Source organism: uncultured Sphingosinicella sp. (genome assembly GCF_963974575.1).
GTDB lineage: Bacteria > Pseudomonadota > Alphaproteobacteria > Sphingomonadales > Sphingomonadaceae > Sphingosinicella.
In genome coordinates this window covers 461,997-477,038 of record NZ_CAXBBQ010000001.1, presented here as the reverse complement: position 1 = coordinate 477,038, position 15,042 = coordinate 461,997, and the positions used below count along the sequence as shown (strand labels likewise).

The 15,042-nt window shown below is 67.0% G+C and carries 12 protein-coding genes; 10 read left to right on the top strand and 2 right to left on the bottom strand.

What is annotated here, in order from left to right:
* Positions 1 to 48: 48 nt before the first annotated feature.
* The 4 genes from AAC014_RS02400 (at position 49) to recQ (ending at position 5,110) form a co-directional block, all read left to right on the top strand.
* The gene (locus AAC014_RS02400) at positions 49 to 435 is read left to right on the top strand and encodes a DUF2946 family protein (protein WP_339703975.1); all 387 of its coding nucleotides are present in this window, start codon (positions 49 to 51) and stop codon (positions 433 to 435) included.
* Positions 436 to 529: 94 nt separating this feature from the next.
* A complete protein-coding gene (locus AAC014_RS02395) occupies positions 530 to 2,650 on the top strand; it encodes a TonB-dependent receptor (protein ID WP_339703733.1) in 2,121 nt (706 codons plus the stop codon).
* 4 nt (positions 2,651 to 2,654) lie between these two features.
* Complete coding sequence (locus tag AAC014_RS02390) at positions 2,655 to 3,284, top strand: energy transducer TonB (protein ID WP_339703731.1); 630 nt, start codon at positions 2,655 to 2,657, stop codon at positions 3,282 to 3,284.
* 53 nt (positions 3,285 to 3,337) lie between these two features.
* Positions 3,338 to 5,110: a DNA helicase RecQ gene (gene recQ, locus AAC014_RS02385; protein ID WP_339703729.1), complete on the top strand. Its 1,773-nt coding sequence runs from the start codon at positions 3,338 to 3,340 to the stop codon at positions 5,108 to 5,110.
* Here recQ and AAC014_RS02380 read toward each other — a convergent pair.
* Both AAC014_RS02380 and AAC014_RS02375 read right to left on the bottom strand, forming a co-directional pair.
* Positions 5,107 to 5,883, bottom strand: a complete 777-nt coding sequence (locus AAC014_RS02380; RefSeq protein WP_339703727.1) for an SDR family oxidoreductase — start codon at positions 5,881 to 5,883, stop codon at positions 5,107 to 5,109. The genes recQ and AAC014_RS02380 overlap by 4 nt on opposite strands.
* Entirely contained in the window at positions 5,880 to 6,749 is an 870-nt protein-coding gene (locus AAC014_RS02375) for an alpha/beta hydrolase (RefSeq protein ID WP_339703725.1), read from the bottom strand. The genes AAC014_RS02380 and AAC014_RS02375 overlap by 4 nt, the downstream gene beginning before the upstream one ends.
* A gap of 278 nt (positions 6,750 to 7,027) precedes the next feature.
* Between AAC014_RS02375 and AAC014_RS02370 the strand changes: the two genes are divergently transcribed.
* From AAC014_RS02370 to AAC014_RS02345, 6 genes are read left to right on the top strand one after another with little or no spacing between them, the layout of a single operon-like run.
* A complete protein-coding gene (locus AAC014_RS02370; protein ID WP_339703723.1) occupies positions 7,028 to 7,642 on the top strand; it encodes a TetR/AcrR family transcriptional regulator in 615 nt (204 codons plus the stop codon).
* Between the two features lie 23 nt (positions 7,643 to 7,665).
* The gene (locus AAC014_RS02365) at positions 7,666 to 9,681 is read left to right on the top strand and encodes a hydantoinase/oxoprolinase family protein (protein WP_339703722.1); all 2,016 of its coding nucleotides are present in this window, start codon (positions 7,666 to 7,668) and stop codon (positions 9,679 to 9,681) included.
* Positions 9,682 to 9,684: 3 nt separating this feature from the next.
* Positions 9,685 to 10,023, top strand: coding sequence for an acetone carboxylase subunit gamma (locus AAC014_RS02360; protein WP_339703721.1), 339 nt, complete (start codon positions 9,685 to 9,687; stop codon positions 10,021 to 10,023).
* Positions 10,020 to 10,787 carry a hypothetical protein gene (locus AAC014_RS02355; protein ID WP_339703720.1) on the top strand — a complete coding sequence of 256 codons (768 nt, stop codon included), beginning with the start codon at positions 10,020 to 10,022 and terminating at the stop codon, positions 10,785 to 10,787. Before AAC014_RS02360 ends, AAC014_RS02355 begins: the two co-directional genes overlap by 4 nt.
* Before the next feature lie 16 nt (positions 10,788 to 10,803).
* The gene (locus AAC014_RS02350) at positions 10,804 to 12,945 is read left to right on the top strand and encodes a hydantoinase/oxoprolinase family protein (RefSeq protein ID WP_339703719.1); all 2,142 of its coding nucleotides are present in this window, start codon (positions 10,804 to 10,806) and stop codon (positions 12,943 to 12,945) included.
* Between the two features lie 13 nt (positions 12,946 to 12,958).
* Positions 12,959 to 15,037: a hydantoinase B/oxoprolinase family protein gene (locus AAC014_RS02345; RefSeq protein ID WP_339703717.1), complete on the top strand. Its 2,079-nt coding sequence runs from the start codon at positions 12,959 to 12,961 to the stop codon at positions 15,035 to 15,037.
* The last annotated feature ends 5 nt before the right edge of the window (positions 15,038 to 15,042 follow it).

Here is a 15,042-nt window from a genome sequence, read left to right as displayed (position 1 = left end):
CCGCGACAATACCGCCCCGCTGCGGCTAGGGGACAGGCCGTGAACACGATGCACACGATCCTGCTGCGCTACCGGTGGCTTGCCGTCTGGCTCGCTGCCGCCGCGCTGCTCGTGAAAGTGCTGGTGCCCACCGGGTTCATGCCCGCCGTTGTCGATGGCGTGATGGTCGTTGAACTCTGCACGGGCGAGGGGCTGAAGTCGGTTGCCGTCGCCGTGCCCTCAAACGAGGGACACAAGAGCAGCAACGACATGCCCTGCGCCTTCGGCGGACTGTCCGCGCCCGCGCTCGGCGCTGCCGATCCGGCGCTTCTGGCCCTCGCGATCGTTTTCATCATTGCTGCTGCGCTGCATATGCCGCAGCACGCCCCGCGCACGGCCCTGCTGCGACTGAGGCCGCCGCTGCGCGGACCGCCGGGCCTTCGCGTCCGCAGCTAGGCCTTTCCGGCACCCTTTTTCTGCGGACGCATCTCCACCGCCTGCCGGGCCATTCGCGCCCGGCCGTTGCCCCACAGCACAGGATGGAGTTTCCATGTCCCGCACCTCTTTTGCCGCGCTTGCGGCCGCGCTTGCCGTTGCCACACCCGCCGCCGCGCAAGAGCCGACCGCGCTTCCCGATATCGATGTCGATTCCAGCATCGCCCCCGCCTCTGCCGAAACGCTTTCGAAAGACGACCTCGGCGCCACGCGCAGCAGCGATACCGGCGCGCTCCTTTCCCGCATTCCCGGCGTTTCCGCATACGGCGCAGGCGGGTTTTCGAGCCTGCCGACGATCCGCGGCCTGAACGGCCCCCGGCTTTCGATCCGCATCGACGGCGCGCCGATCGACAGCGCCTGCCCCAACGACATGAACCCGCCGCTGTCGTACACCGACCCGCAGACGATCGACGCGGTGAGCGTGATCACCGGCGTGTCGCCCGTTTCGATGGGCGGCGACAGCATCGGCGGCGTCATCTCCGTGGAAACCGCGACGCCGCGCTTCGCGGCGGCGGGCCAGACGCTGGTGACGGGCGAGGTTTCGACGTTCTATCGCAGCAACGGCGACGGCTTCGGCGGTGCCGCATCGCTGACGATCGCGGGCGACAAGACCAGCTTCACCTATGACGGATCCTTCACCCAAAGCGACAATTACAAGGGCGGCGGCAAAGACGGCACGGTGCGATCCACCGAATACAAGAAGACCGACCACGCGCTGGGCTTCGCGGCCGACACGGACGCGGGGCTGTTCACGCTGAAGGGCGGCTACCACTTCTCGCCCTACGAAGGCTTCCCGAACCAGTACATGGACATGACATCGAACCGATCATGGTTCCTGAACGGCGGCTGGAAAGGCACGTTCGACTGGGGTGACATCGACCTTCGCGGCTATTGGCGCGACACCGACCACCGCATGAACTTCCTGGCCGACAAGGGCGGCACGGCGAGCGGCGGGATGCCGATGAACACCGAGGTGCACACGATCGGCTACACGCTGAAAACGGAGCTGCCGCTGAATGCGCGCGACACGCTGCGCGTGGGCAGCGAATTCCATCACCAGTGGCTCGACGATTACTGGCCGCCGGTTGCGGGCAGCATGATGATGGGTCCGAACACCTACATCAACGTGAACGCCTCCAAACGCGACCGGCTCGGCAGCTTCGCCGAATGGGAAGCGAAATGGTCGCCCGCGCTGACGACGACGATCGGCGTGAGGAATGACCAGGTATGGATGAACACGGGCGAGGTGCAGGCCTATTCGACATCGATGATGAACATGGCGGACGCGATGGCGGCCATGGCGTTCAATGCGGCGGACCGCAAACGCCATGACAGCAATTGGGGCTGGAGCGCGATCGCGCGCTATGCGGCGAGCGACCGCGCGGCGCTGGAAATCGGCTACGCGCGCAAGGTGCGCTCGCCCAACGTCTACGAGCGCTACTCTTGGGGACGCGGTTCGATGTCGAGCCGGATGATCGGCTGGTACGGCGACGGCAACGGCTATGTCGGCAATCTGGCGCTGAAGCCCGAGACGGCCGACACGCTGAGCGCGGCGCTAAGCCTGAAGGGCGAAGGCGCCGAGAGCTGGTCGCTGAAGATCGCGCCGCATTACACGCGCGTCGACGACTATATCGACGCGGTGAAGCTGCAGGACTTCACCGACATGATGGGGATGCCGACCCCATTCGCGCAGCTGCAGTTCGTGAACCAGGACGCCGAATTCTACGGCATCGACGTGTCGGGCGAACTGCCGCTTTGGGCGAGCAGCGCGGCAGGCAAGGTGAAGCTGACGGCGAGCGCGAGCTGGCTGCGCGGCAAGAACCGGGACGACGGCGGATCGCTCTATCACCAGATGCCGCTGAATGCCCGGATCGGCATCGAACACGCGCTCGGCGGCTGGGAAAACCTGATCGAGGTGGAGCTGATCGACGACAAGACGCGTGTCGATGCGACGCGCAACGAGCCCGTGACGGATGGCTATGCGCTGGTGAATATCTCCACCGGCTATCGTTTCGGCAGCTACCGCATCAGCCTCGATGTGCAGAATCTGTTCGACACGGGCTACGACCTGCCGCTCGGCGGCAAGTCGCTCGGCGACTATGACGCGACCGGCTCGCTGCGGCCCGTGCCGGGGCGCGGCCGATCGGTAAACGTCGGGCTTTCGGCGGCATTCTGAGTCCATGCGCGGGCGCGGTTCCGGCGGGCAAGCGGGCGGCACGAGGATCACTGCGATCCTCGTGTCCGCCGCGCTGCACCTTGCCGTTGCCGCGTTCGTGTTCAGCGGGCGGGCGGACACGCCGCCCGTGCCCATGTTGCACACGGCGGCGATCACGCTGTTGCCGCCGGTTGCGGAACCCGATGCGGTGGTGACGACCGCGCCCACGCGGACCGCTCCGCCGGCACGCAGCACGGTGCCGCCGACAGCCGCGCCCCAGATTGCGGTGCCTTCGCCGCCCGCAATCCTGCCCGCCGCCCCGCCTCCCGTGCTGACGATCACGCCGCCGCCGCGACCCGAGATGCCCCCGCCTTCGAACACCGATGCCGTCCGCGACGACTATGCCCGGCGGCTGTGGCAGTGGATCGCGGCGCGGCGGCCGCAGGGCCTGCGACTGGCGGGCGAGGCGGTGGTCGCGTTCAGCGTCGCGCGGAGTGGCGCGATTTCCGACATTCAGCTCGTGCAGCCGAGCGGCAGCATGTCGCTCGACCGGCTGGCGCAGCGGACCGTGCGCCTTTCAGCGCCTGTCCCCCCACCGCCCGAAGCCCTGCCCGATGATGCGCTGCGCTTCACGCTGACGTTTCATTTTCGCTGATCCTGCGGTTTTCCGCTTTGCACAGGCCGCGCCGCTTCCCTACACGCGCTGCAATGCGACGCGATCCCGCCGCCATTCTTCACGAGGTTTTCGGCTTTCCCGCCTTTCGGGGCGTGCAGGAGACGGTCGTTTCACGCGTGCTCACCGGGCAGCATACGCTCGCCATCATGCCGACGGGCGCGGGCAAGTCGCTATGCTACCAGCTTCCCGCCGTCGCGATGGACGGCTGCTGCGTCGTCATCTCGCCGCTGATCGCGCTGATGCACGACCAGCTGCGCGCGGCAGAGGCCGTGGGTATCCGCGCGGCGAGCCTGACATCGGTGGATACAGACCGCTGGGAGACGCAGCGGCGGCTGTGCGCGGGCGAACTCGATCTGCTGTACGTGGCGCCCGAGCGCGCGAGCGGCGACGGGTTCCGGCAGCTTCTCGACGATGCGCGCATTTCGATGTTCGCGATCGACGAGGCGCACTGCGTTTCGGAATGGGGACACGACTTCCGGCCGGACTATCGCCTGCTGCGTCCGCTGCTCGACGACTACGCGCACGTACCGCGCCTCGCGCTCACGGCGACCGCCGACGCACACACGCGGATCGATGTGCTCGCGGCGCTCGGTATCCCCGAAGAGGGCATGATCATCGCCGGGTTCGACCGGCCGAATATCCGCTACACCGTGCATCCGCGAAACGGCCTGACGCGGCAGATCGGCGAGCTGCTCGCGGCGAACCCCGGCCCTGGCATCGTCTATGCGCAGACGCGTGCGGCGACCGAGAGCCTGGCGGAGACGCTGTCGCGCGGCGGGCGGCGCGTGCTGCCCTATCATGCCGGGCTTCCCGCCGAAGTCCGCGCGGCGAACCAGTCCGCCTTTATCGCCAGCGAAGACATGGTGATGGTCGCGACGGTCGCGTTCGGCATGGGCATCGACAAGCCCGACGTGCGCTTCGTGGCACACGCGGGCCTGCCGAAATCGATCGAGGGCTATTACCAGGAAAGCGGACGCGCGGGACGCGACGGCGAACCCGCCGAGGCGCATCTGTTCTGGGGCGCGGAGGATTTCGCGCGCGCGCGGACGCGGGTTTTCGAGGTGGAAGAGGCGCGGCAGGCGGGCGAACGTGCGCGCATTTCAGCGCTCAGCGCACTGGTGGAAACCGGCGGGTGCCGCCGCGCGGTGCTGCTGAAACACTTCGGCGAAAACCCGCCGCAGACGTGCGGCAACTGCGACAACTGCCTGAACCCGCCCGCAAGCATCGACGCCACGGAGACGGCGCGGAAGTTCCTCTCCGCCGTTTACCGCACGGGCCAAAGCTATGGCATCGGCCATCTGGAAGAGGTGCTGACCGGCAAGGCGAGCGACAAGGTGCGCGCGCGCGGGCACGACAGCCTGACCGTGTTCGGGATCGTTTCGGCCGAGGAGGCGCCGCTGTTGAAGCCGGTGTCGCGCGCGCTGCTGGTGCATGAGGCGGTGACGCCCACCGAGCATGGCGGACTTGCGCTCGGGCCCGGCGCGCGGGCGATCCTGCGCGGCGAGGAGAGCGTGACATTGGTGCTGCCGCCGCGCCGTGAGCGCACGGGGCGCGGCAAGAAGCAACAGGCGGACAACCCCGTGGGCGATCCGCTGTTCGAGGCGCTACGCGCCTGCCGCCGCGCGCTTGCCGAGGAGGCGGGCGTGCCGCCCTACGTGATCTTCCACGACAGCACGCTGCGCGAGATGGCGGCGGCGCGGCCCACTTCGCGCGCCGGGCTTTCGGAGATATCGGGGGTGGGTGCGCGCAAGCTCGATGCCTATGGCGACCGGTTCATCGAGACGATCCGGGCCTTCGGCGACTAGACCGCCGTGTAGCCGCCATCGATGACGAGTTCGGAGCCGGTCATGAAGCTCGATTCGTCCGACGCGAGGAAGACGACGCCGTTCGCGATCTCGTGCGGCTGGCCAACGCGGCCGATCGGGTGCAGCGAGGCGAAGGCGGCGACCGCGCCTTCCTCGTCGAGCCCCGTCGCCATGCGCGTCACCTCGACGCCCGCCGCCGTGCGGATGAGGCCGGGGTGGACGCTGTTCACGCGGATGCCGTAGCCGCGCTGGCCGGCGTGCGCGGCGACGCATTTCGTGAGCAGCCGGACGCCGCCCTTCGCCGCCGAATAGGCCGGGAGCGCCGCCGTGCCGATGAGGCCGCCGACCGACGAGATGTTGATGATCGAGCCGCCGCGGTCCTTCATCGAGGCGATGCCGTATTTGCACCCCAGGAACGCGGTATCGAGATTGAGCGCGATCATGCGCTTGTAGTGCGCGAAATCCATGCTCTCGATATCCATGTCGAGCCCGCCGCCGGCGTTGTTGACGAGGACGTCGATGCGGCCTTCATTCGCGAGGACGTCCGCCGTCAGACGCTCCCATTCCTCGGGCACGGTCGCGTCGTGGCGGACGAAGCGGGCGCGGATGCCGCTCGCTGCGAGAGACTTCGCCGAGGCTTCGCCGCGCGCGGCGTCGATGTCGGTGAGGACGACGACCGCGCCCTCGCGGCCCAGCGCTTCGGCCATCGCGAGGCCGAGGCCTCCTGCGGCGCCGGTGATGACTGCGACCTTGTCCTGAACCCGTCCTGTCATGCTGCAACGCCCTCCCCTTGCGCGGCATGGGCCGCGATGAAATCGATGATCGTGTTCTGAATTCCCTCGCTGTCGAGCATGTCGACATGCACGGCGCCCGGAACCGTGTGCGCGGCGGCGCGCGGGTTGCGCGCGGCCATCTCGGCGAGCTCGGCTGCGCTCAGCACGGTCGAGCGCTCGCCGCGCATGATGAGCGCCGGGCAGGCGACACGGTCCCACCACGGCCAGAGCGCGAAATCTTCCGGGTTGTTGCGGAACTGGTTGGAGAGCGCCGGATCGTAGTGATAGCCGACGCCGCCATCGTCGAGGCGGCGCGACCAGCCGATGGTGATCTCGTCGAGGCGATCGGATGAGAGGCTGGCGCCGGCGCGCTCGAAGAAGCGGCCGACGTGTTCGCGGAACGCGCCCATGTCGGGAAAGCGCGGCGGGCCGCCGAGGCGCTCGCCGAGCACGCTGCGCATCGCATCGGGAAGCGTGGTGCCGACATCGTAGAGCACGAGGCTGGCGATGCGCTCCGGCGTTTCCCCGGCGATGCGGATGCCGAGCGCCCCGCCCTTGGAGGCGCCCACCCAGTGCACGGGGCCGTCGGCGACGACATCGAGGAAACGGCGCACGGTGACCGCCATCGCGCCGAGGCCGTAGCCGTTTTCGGGATCGGGCGACGGATCGGACCGCCCGCAGCCCGGCGCATCGGGCGCGATCACGCGGAAACCCAGTGCCCTCAGATTGCGGGCCAGCGGCGTATGATCGGCGCTGGTGCCCGTGACGCCGTGCGCGATCATCACCGTGGGACCGTCCGCATCCCAGATGCGCACATGCATACGCTCGGCACCGATGGGGATCAGCCGCGAATAGGCGCCGTCCATGCTTTCAACTCCCCCTCGAAATGAAAATTATAAACAGACCGATCGGTCGATCTTTTCAAGAACGAGAATATGCCTTGGCGGGACATCTTGCTCAACAGAATTTTTTATTCATATAAAACATAAAGATATAGAAAAATACTGTGCCACAAACTCGTCTCTTGACAAATCCCAGACCGATCAGTCAATTATAGAACGATCGTTCTAGTCGGCTTGATTCGAAGCCGTGATAGAACAGACAAGATCCGCGATTCGGCGGACGGAAAATCTGGGGAGAGTGTATGGCGCGCGTCGTCAGCCTGAAGAATTCGCCTGCCGCCCGTGAGGTGCGAGGCCGCGAGGAGCTCGTGGAGGTCGCGGTGGAGCTGTTCGCCCGCAACGGCTTCGCGGGAACCTCGATCCGCGACATCGCGGACGCGGTGGGACGCAGCGTTTCGAACGTCTATCATTATTTCGAGAACAAGGAGGCGCTCTGGCTCGCCATCCTCGAACGCTCGGTGAAGGCGCTTCCCGCCCGCCTGCGCGGCGCGCTCGAAGACGTTTCGGAGCCGCGCGCGCGCATCGCCGCGCTGGTGCGCGAACATCTGGACGTCTCGGAACAATACCGACGGGAATCGCGCATCTTCTTCATCGACGAGGAACGCCTCTCGGCGAGCGGCAACAAGGCGAACAAGCGCATCCAGCGCGAAATCCTGACCATCTACGTCGCCGAACTCGAAACCCTGCGCGCCGCCGGCCTCCTCGCGGACGGCGACGTGCGCGTCACCGCTTTCAACATGCTCGGCGTCATCAACTGGTATCTGCGCTGGTCGAAACCCTCCGCCGGCCAGGCGAAGCGCGAACAGACCGTCGACCAGGTGCTCGCCTTCATTCTGCGCGGCGCCACCGGTTCATAACGAAACAGGAAAACGAAGACCTCATGGGCATCACCATCGACATCGACACCGGCGGCACCTTCACCGACGGCTTCATCGTGCGGGGCGGCGACGTGCGCACCGTGAAAGTGCCGACGACGCCGCACGACCTCACCGCCTGCTTCCTCGACTGCATCAGCGCAGGCGCGGGCGCATTCGACTGCAGCGTCGAGGATTTCCTGAACGAGACGAACATCATCCGTTTTTCGAACACCATCGGCACGAACACGATCATCCAGCGCAACGGATCGAAGATCGGGCTGATCGTGACAGCGGGCTCGGAAGCGCTGGCACCGACGCATGACGAGGAAGGCAAGTCGCCGCTCGTTGCGCCGGACATGGTGATCGGGATCGCCGAAGGCGTCGCAGGCGACGGCACCATGACGGCGTCGCCGGACGCCGCCGCCATTCTCGATGCGGCGCAGACGCTGATCGACCGGGGCGCACGCGGCATCGTCGTCGCACTTGCGAACTCCGATCTCAACCCGGCGAACGAGCGCCGCGTGCGCGCCGTCATCAAGGCCGAGTATCCGCGCGACTATCTCGGCTCGGTACCCACCTTCCTCGCTTCGGACATTTCGGCGCGGCCGGGCACGCGCGAGCGCATCAACGCCGCCGTGCTCAACGCCTACATTCACGGCAAGCTCGCGCGGCTGCTCTACAAGGCGGGCGAGGAACTGCGCCTGCGCGGCTATCGCGGTACGCTGTTCATCGGCCACAACAATGGCGCGGTGGCCCGCGTTGCGAAAACGCGCGCGATCAACACCTACAACAGCGGGCCCACGGGCGGTCTTTATGGCGCGCGCGCGATCGGCGCGCTCTACGGCGCCGACACGCTGATCGCGACCGACATGGGCGGCACCTCATTCGACATTTCCTATGTGGAGGGCGGACAGGCGAGCTACGCGCTGCAGCCCGAGGTTGAAGGCTTCGCGTGCAACCTGCCGATGATGGCGATCGACGCGCTCGGTGCGGGCGGCGGATCGATCGCCGAAGTCGAAGGCGGCGTGCTTAGGGTGGGGCCGCAATCCGCGGGCGCGCTTCCCGGCCCGGCCTGCTTCGGGCTCGGCGGCACGAAAGCGACGGTGACGGACGCAAACCTCGTGCTCGGCATCCTCGATCCCGCGCGCTTCCTCGGCGGCGGCATGACGCTCGACTTGGGTAAAGCGCGCGCCGCGATCGACGCTGCCGTCGCGCAGCCGCTGGGGCTCAGCATCGAAGACGCCGCGCTCGCCATCCGCCGCAACGTGGAAGCCGCGATGGGCAAGGCGGTCGGCGCGGTCGCCGAGCGGCTCGGGCGTCCGAGCGGTCTTCCCGTGATCGCCTACGGCGGCGCGGGCGCGATCCACGCTGCGGACATTGCGGCGAACGCAGGCATCGGCCGCGTCGTCATCACGCCCTTCTCCGCCGTCTCCTCGGCATTCGGCTCCTCACTGATGGACGTGGGCCACATCTATTACCGCCGCGCCGACATTCTCGTCGAAAGCGCAACCGACCTGCTCTCCGCCGGCGCGCTCGTCGCGGAGATGGCGACCGAAGCTGCCCGCGACATGCGGGGCGAGGGCTTCGATCCGGCGGACGCCGAGGCGCGGCTGCAGCTGTTCTGGACCGGCGCGGGCGGCGAGCCCGAAATCCTCGTGGGCGCCGAAACCGCCGCGATTTCCGACGCCGATGCCGCCGCCGCAGCGCTCGTCGCCGCGCGTGAAGCACTGGGCACGGCAGGTCCGCTGCGCCTCGCCAGCATCGCCTACAGCGCGTCCGCACGCGTACCGCATTTCGAATGGCGGCAGGGCCAGACGGCAGCATCCGATCTCGCGGCTGCCCGTCTTGCCGACCGGCAGGTGTGGTTCGGCGGACCGGAGCGCACCCAGACACCGGTGTACGACCGCGCGCGCATGGGCCCCGGCCACGCGCTTTCCGGCCCGGCGATCGTCGAATCCAACCAGACGACGATCCTTGTGCCCGAAGGCTGGAGCCTCGCCATCGACGCCTACGACAACGCGCTTCTCGAACGGAAATAAGCGATGAGCAAAGTCCGCATCACCGAGTATCTCGACATCGACCTGCAAGCGGAAACATGGTGTTGCAACCGCTGCGGCCACGACCTCGGCTCCGCGCACGGGAATTACAAGGAAGGCTGCCTCGTTGCCGAGCAGCCGCTCGAGGAGGTGCATCCGCCGCTCGTCGCCGAAGGCAATTACAGCTTCACGCCGGACAGCCAATATTGCCGGCTCGTGGAATTCTACTGCCCCGGCTGCGCGACGATGCTGGAGAACGAATATCTGCCGCCGGGCCACCCGATCACGCACGAGATCGAACTCGACATCGCGGCGCTGAAGCGGCGCCACGGCGCGGCCGCATGACGAACCGGCTGGCCTCTGTTCTCGGCGGCGACGCGGGCGCGGCGGTTTTGCCGCGCCTGTCGGCGGCGGCCGCACCCGTGTGCGGCCAGCCGTGGAGCGCGTTTGCCGCCGACGCTGGCCAGATCGTGCAGGCGGCGAAGCGCATCGCCGCACTGTTCGGGAGTGACGCCATCGTCATCGAGATCGATGCAGCGGACAGCGAAAGCGCGGTGGAAGCGGTGCGCCGTCTTGCCGCCGAAGGTGGGCGCCCGGTGGTCCCTGTTCTGCCCGGCCCGGTGACGCTTGCCGCTGCGAGCGACGCCGACACGGCGAAGGACGTGCTGACCGCCATCGTCGAGGCGATCGGCGAGGCGCGTCCCGCGCTGCTGCTGTTCGATGAAAGCGGGGTCGCCGCATCGGACCTTGCGGGGATGAGCGCGCGCAAGCTGTTCAACACGCTGCGCAACGTCACCTCTTATTTCGACGTGCCGCTCGGCATCATCATGGCGATCCCGGACGAAGACGCTGCCGACACTGCATTGCGGCTGAAGCCCGATGCAGTGATCGCCGCTGGAACGGTGGACGCCGACCTTCTGGACCGAATTGCTGCGGAAGGCCCCGCCATCGGGATCGCGCTTTCCGTGGACGACACGACTGCGGACGCAGCGGCCCTCGCGGCAACGCGCCCGCTCATCATCACGACGCTCGGCGGCGGACCCGATCCGCTGCCGGTCGAGACCATGCACGCATTCATGGGCGCCTTCAGCGGCGCCCGCCAACCTTGAGGACGAGGGCGTTTCGATGAGTTACACGGTAGGCATCGATGTCGGCGGCACGTTCACCGATTTCTATTGCGCCCACGAGGGCGGCGGCTTCCACACGGCGAAAACGCCAACGACGCACTACGATCTTTCGGTCGGCTTCATGCGCGGCATGGGCCTGCTCGCCAAGGGGCTGAAGCTGAAGCTTCCGGAGTTCCTCGGCGGCCTTTCGAGCGTGCGCTATTCGACGACGGTGGGCACGAACGCGCTGATCGAGCGCACCGGCCCCAAGCTCGGGCTCATCACCACGGCAGGCTTCGAGGACACGATCTTCATCGGCCGCGGCCGTAGCTGGGCGGATGGGCTCGGCTGGCAGCAGGGCCGCGACCTCGCGCGCATCGAAAAGCCGGTGCCGCTGATCAGCCCGGACATGGTCGTCGGGGTGCGCGAGCGCATCGATTATGCGGGCAAGATCATCGCGCCACTTTCGCGCGAGGAGGTTCTCGAAAAGCTGCAGGCGCTCGTTGATCGCGGCGCGCAGGGCTTCGTCGTGTCGCTGCTCTGGTCGTTCGTGAACCCCGAGCACGAGCAGTTCATCAAACAGGTGATCGAAGAGGAGTATCCCGAAGATTATCTCGGCTCGATGCCGGTGATCCTGTCGTCGGAAATCTCCCCCAAGGCAGGCGAATACACGCGCACGATGACCGCAGTCGTCAACGCCTACATCCACGGCCTGATGGCTGACGAACTCAACAAGCTCGGCAACGAACTGCGCGACGGCGGCTATAAAAAGCCGCTGACGCTCGTCCACAACACCGGCGGCACCAAGAAAGCCTCGCGCACGCGCGCCGTCCTCACGCACAACGCCGGGCCGGTCGCGGGGCTGCACGGCGCGGCCGCGCTCGGCGGGCTGTCGGCGGACGGCAACATCGTGTTCACCGACATGGGCGGCACCTCGTTCGACATCGGCCTCATCGAGGGCGGCGCGATCAAGGCACACGATTTCATCCCGGTGATCGACCGCTGGCGCACCAACATCCCGGCGATCGAGGTGAAGTCGATCGGCGCGGGCGGCGGCTCGATCGCGTGGATCAACACGACACTCGGCGACACGCTCGAAGTCGGGCCGCAGTCGGCCGGATCGATGCCGGGGCCGGCCTGCTACGACAAGGGCGGCAAGGAGCCGACCGTGACGGATGCCGATCTCGTGCTCGGCCTCTACAATGCGGAGAATTATCTCGGCGGCGAGATGCTGCTCGACATCGATCTCGCGAAGAAGGCGATCGGCGAGAAGATCGCGCAGCCGCTCGGCATTCCGGTGGAGGAAGCCGCGTGGCGTATCCGCCGCATGATCGACGCGCGCATGGGGCAGGAGGTGTTCAACGAGGTCGCGCTGAAGGGCCACGACCCGCGCACCTTCGTGCTCTACGCGTGCGGCGGCGCGGGCGGCGCGCACGCGGTGGGCTTCGCGCCGTTCATCGGCGTCCGCAAGATCGTCGTGCCGCTGCAATCCTCGGTGTTTGGCGCGTTCGGCGCCTCGACGATGGCGATCAAGGAAGTGTGGGAGCGCTCACGCTCGCTGAAACTCTTCAACTGGTCGGAGCAGGCATATCTTTCCGATCTCGCGCCGTTCAACGATCTCGTCACCGAACTCGTCGATCTCGCGACGCGCGACCTGAAGCTGGAAGGCTTCAACGAGCGCGACATGGCGTTCCGGCTCGAACTCGATATGCGCTATGGTAGCCAGTACAATATGACGCGTGTCACCGCGCCGAAGCTGCGGCTGGACGGCACGGACGATGTGAAGGCGCTCTGCGATGCCTTCACCGCACGCTACGGCGAGGTCTATTCGCCCGAGGCGACCTTCCCGGCGGGCGGCATCAACGTGGAGAGCTTCTTCCTTACCGCGTCCGTCGCGCAGGACCCGTTCGCGCTGCCGGCGGAAACGCTTGCCGCGCCCGAACCTGATGCGAACGCCAAGACCGAAACGCGCCCTGTCTACTGGGATCCGGCGGACGGCTTCGTCGATACGCCGATCTACGACGCGCGCCGCCTGAAGCCGGGCAACCGCCTCGCCGGCCCCGCCGTCATCGAAAGCCCGGACACCACCCATGTGGTCGCGCCGGGCTGGACCTTCCACATCGACGCCTGGCGAAACGGCGTCCTCGAACGCAGCGCCTGAGGGAGACAAGAACATGACCGGCATTGCCTACGCCCGCGACCACGAAGTGGTCCAGCGCCTGCGCCCCGAACCGATGACCGAAGCCGAGATCGCCGCGCAGGCGGGGATCGACCCGGTGGAGTTCGACATCTTCAAGCACAAGATGCACATGATCGCGCTTGAGGGCAAAGAGACGACGATGAAACTCGGCGCCTCCACCGCGATGCGCTGGGGTGATGTCGCCTTCGGCATCTTCACGCGGCAGGGCGATCTCAGCGTCTGCGCGACGGGCATCTATCACCACGCCGTGCTCGGCCAGCTGCCGCTGAAATATGTGGTGAAGCACTGGGTCGACGAACCTTCGGTGGGCGTGAAGGACGGTGACAGCTTCTTCTACAACGACCCGTTCTACGCGGGCGTGCACAACGCCGACATGGGGCTTGCCGTGCCCGTGTTCTACAAGGGCGAGCTGATGTGCTTCATCGCCGCCGCCGTGCACACGGGCGAGGCGGGCGGCACCGAGCCCGGCGGCACCTGCAACACCGCGAAGACCAAGTACGACGAAGGTCTGCTCGTCCCGCCGATCAAGATCGGCGAGAACTACCAGCTGCGCGAGGACATCCTCAACATGCTGGCCGCGATGACGCGCGACCCGCGTACCATGATCCTCGACATCAAGGCACGCCTTGCCGCAGCGCGCATCGCGCAGCGCCGCGTGCTCGAGGTGATCGAGGAGAAGGGGCCGGAGTTCTTCATCGGCGGCCTGCGCCGTATCCTGACGCAAACGGGCGAGGCCGCGAAGCGACGCGTCGCCGAACTCAACGACGGTATCTACCGGCAGCCGCGCTTCCTCGACACGGTGGGCACCGAATCCGGGCTCACCAAGATCAATCTCACCATGATCAAGCAGGGCGACCGCATCATCATGGATTTCGAGAACACCTCGCCGCTGGTGGAAGGACGCCCGATCAACAGCTTCTTCCAGGGCATCCTCGGCCTGTCGTGCGTCTATTACTGCGGCTGGCTGTTCCATGATCTGCCCGCGAACAACGGCCTTCTGGAAGCGATCGACTGGCGCTTCCCGGAGGATGCGATGGTGAACGCCAAGGGCGACGCGTCCACCTCGCTCGCGCCGCTGGTGCAGACCTGCTTCACGCAGGGCATCTTCCTGACCGGCGCGCGGATGACCTACAGCTACGATTCCTCGCGCGCGGTTGCGGCGTGGTTCTCGGGTTTCGCGATCCCGACCTTCGGCGGCATCAACCAGTTCGGCGAAGGCATCGCGGACATCACGCCCGAGATCAACGCCACCGGCTGCGGCGCGCGGCCCGACATGGACGGGGTGGAGGCGGCGGGCGCGTTCTTCGCGACGATGAGCGACTGCTCGGACGTCGAGGCGACCGAAAGCGACCGGCCGTTCCTCTATACGTTCCGTAATCTCTTCAATAACAGCTACGGGCACGGCAAGCAGCGCGGTGGCTGCGGCGTCGGCTTCGGTCTCATCGTCCACGATACCAACCGCTTCATGCTCGGCTCGATGGGCGGCGGCTCGCGCTTCCCGACGACGCTCGGCCTGTTCGGTGGCTATGCCGTGCCGCCGGTGTTCGTGCAGACCGTGCACGACAGCAACATCAAGGCGCTGCTCGCCGACGGCCACACGCCGCTGCCGCACGACCTTTCCGAGGTGTTCGCGGCGGACAATCCCGAGGCAGGCATCAAGGAAACGCTCGACGTCAATATGGTGGTGCGGCCGTTCAACGACGGCGACACTTACTATGTCGCGGTCGGTGGCGGCGGCGGCTACGGCGATCCGCTCGAGCGCGACCCCGTGAGCGTGCTCACCGACCTGCGCAACAACCGCGTGTCGCACTGGGCAGCGGCGAACATCTACAAGGTCGCCTACGACCCCGAGACCCTGCGCTTCGATGCCGAAGGCACCGAGGCACTTCGCAAGGCTGCGCGGGCGAAGCGGCTCGCGCGGGCAAAACCCTACGGCGAATTCGTGAAGGGCTGGTCGAAACTGTCACCACCGGAAGATGCGCTGCGCTACTACGGCACCTGGCCGAACCCGCGCGACGGGATGCAGCCGGTCGTACAGCTTCGCGCCGCTTGAGATGG

What these genes read in the sequence shown, in the direction of transcription:
- AAC014_RS02345 (WP_339703717.1), top strand. Translation starts at nt 12,959, where the DNA reads ATGACCGGCATTGCCTACGCCCGCGACCACGAAGTGGTCCAGCGCCTG.
- AAC014_RS02395 (WP_339703733.1), top strand. Translation starts at nt 530, where the DNA reads ATGTCCCGCACCTCTTTTGCCGCGCTTGCGGCCGCGCTTGCCGTTGCC.
- recQ (WP_339703729.1), top strand. Translation starts at nt 3,338, where the DNA reads ATGCGACGCGATCCCGCCGCCATTCTTCACGAGGTTTTCGGCTTTCCC.
- AAC014_RS02355 (WP_339703720.1), top strand. Translation starts at nt 10,020, where the DNA reads ATGACGAACCGGCTGGCCTCTGTTCTCGGCGGCGACGCGGGCGCGGCG.
- AAC014_RS02380 (WP_339703727.1), bottom strand. Translation starts at nt 5,883, where the DNA reads ATGACAGGACGGGTTCAGGACAAGGTCGCAGTCATCACCGGCGCCGCA.
- AAC014_RS02370 (WP_339703723.1), top strand. Translation starts at nt 7,028, where the DNA reads ATGGCGCGCGTCGTCAGCCTGAAGAATTCGCCTGCCGCCCGTGAGGTG.
- AAC014_RS02400 (WP_339703975.1), top strand. Translation starts at nt 49, where the DNA reads ATGCACACGATCCTGCTGCGCTACCGGTGGCTTGCCGTCTGGCTCGCT.
- AAC014_RS02350 (WP_339703719.1), top strand. Translation starts at nt 10,804, where the DNA reads ATGAGTTACACGGTAGGCATCGATGTCGGCGGCACGTTCACCGATTTC.
- AAC014_RS02390 (WP_339703731.1), top strand. Translation starts at nt 2,655, where the DNA reads ATGCGCGGGCGCGGTTCCGGCGGGCAAGCGGGCGGCACGAGGATCACT.
- AAC014_RS02360 (WP_339703721.1), top strand. Translation starts at nt 9,685, where the DNA reads ATGAGCAAAGTCCGCATCACCGAGTATCTCGACATCGACCTGCAAGCG.
- AAC014_RS02375 (WP_339703725.1), bottom strand. Translation starts at nt 6,749, where the DNA reads ATGGACGGCGCCTATTCGCGGCTGATCCCCATCGGTGCCGAGCGTATG.
- AAC014_RS02365 (WP_339703722.1), top strand. Translation starts at nt 7,666, where the DNA reads ATGGGCATCACCATCGACATCGACACCGGCGGCACCTTCACCGACGGC.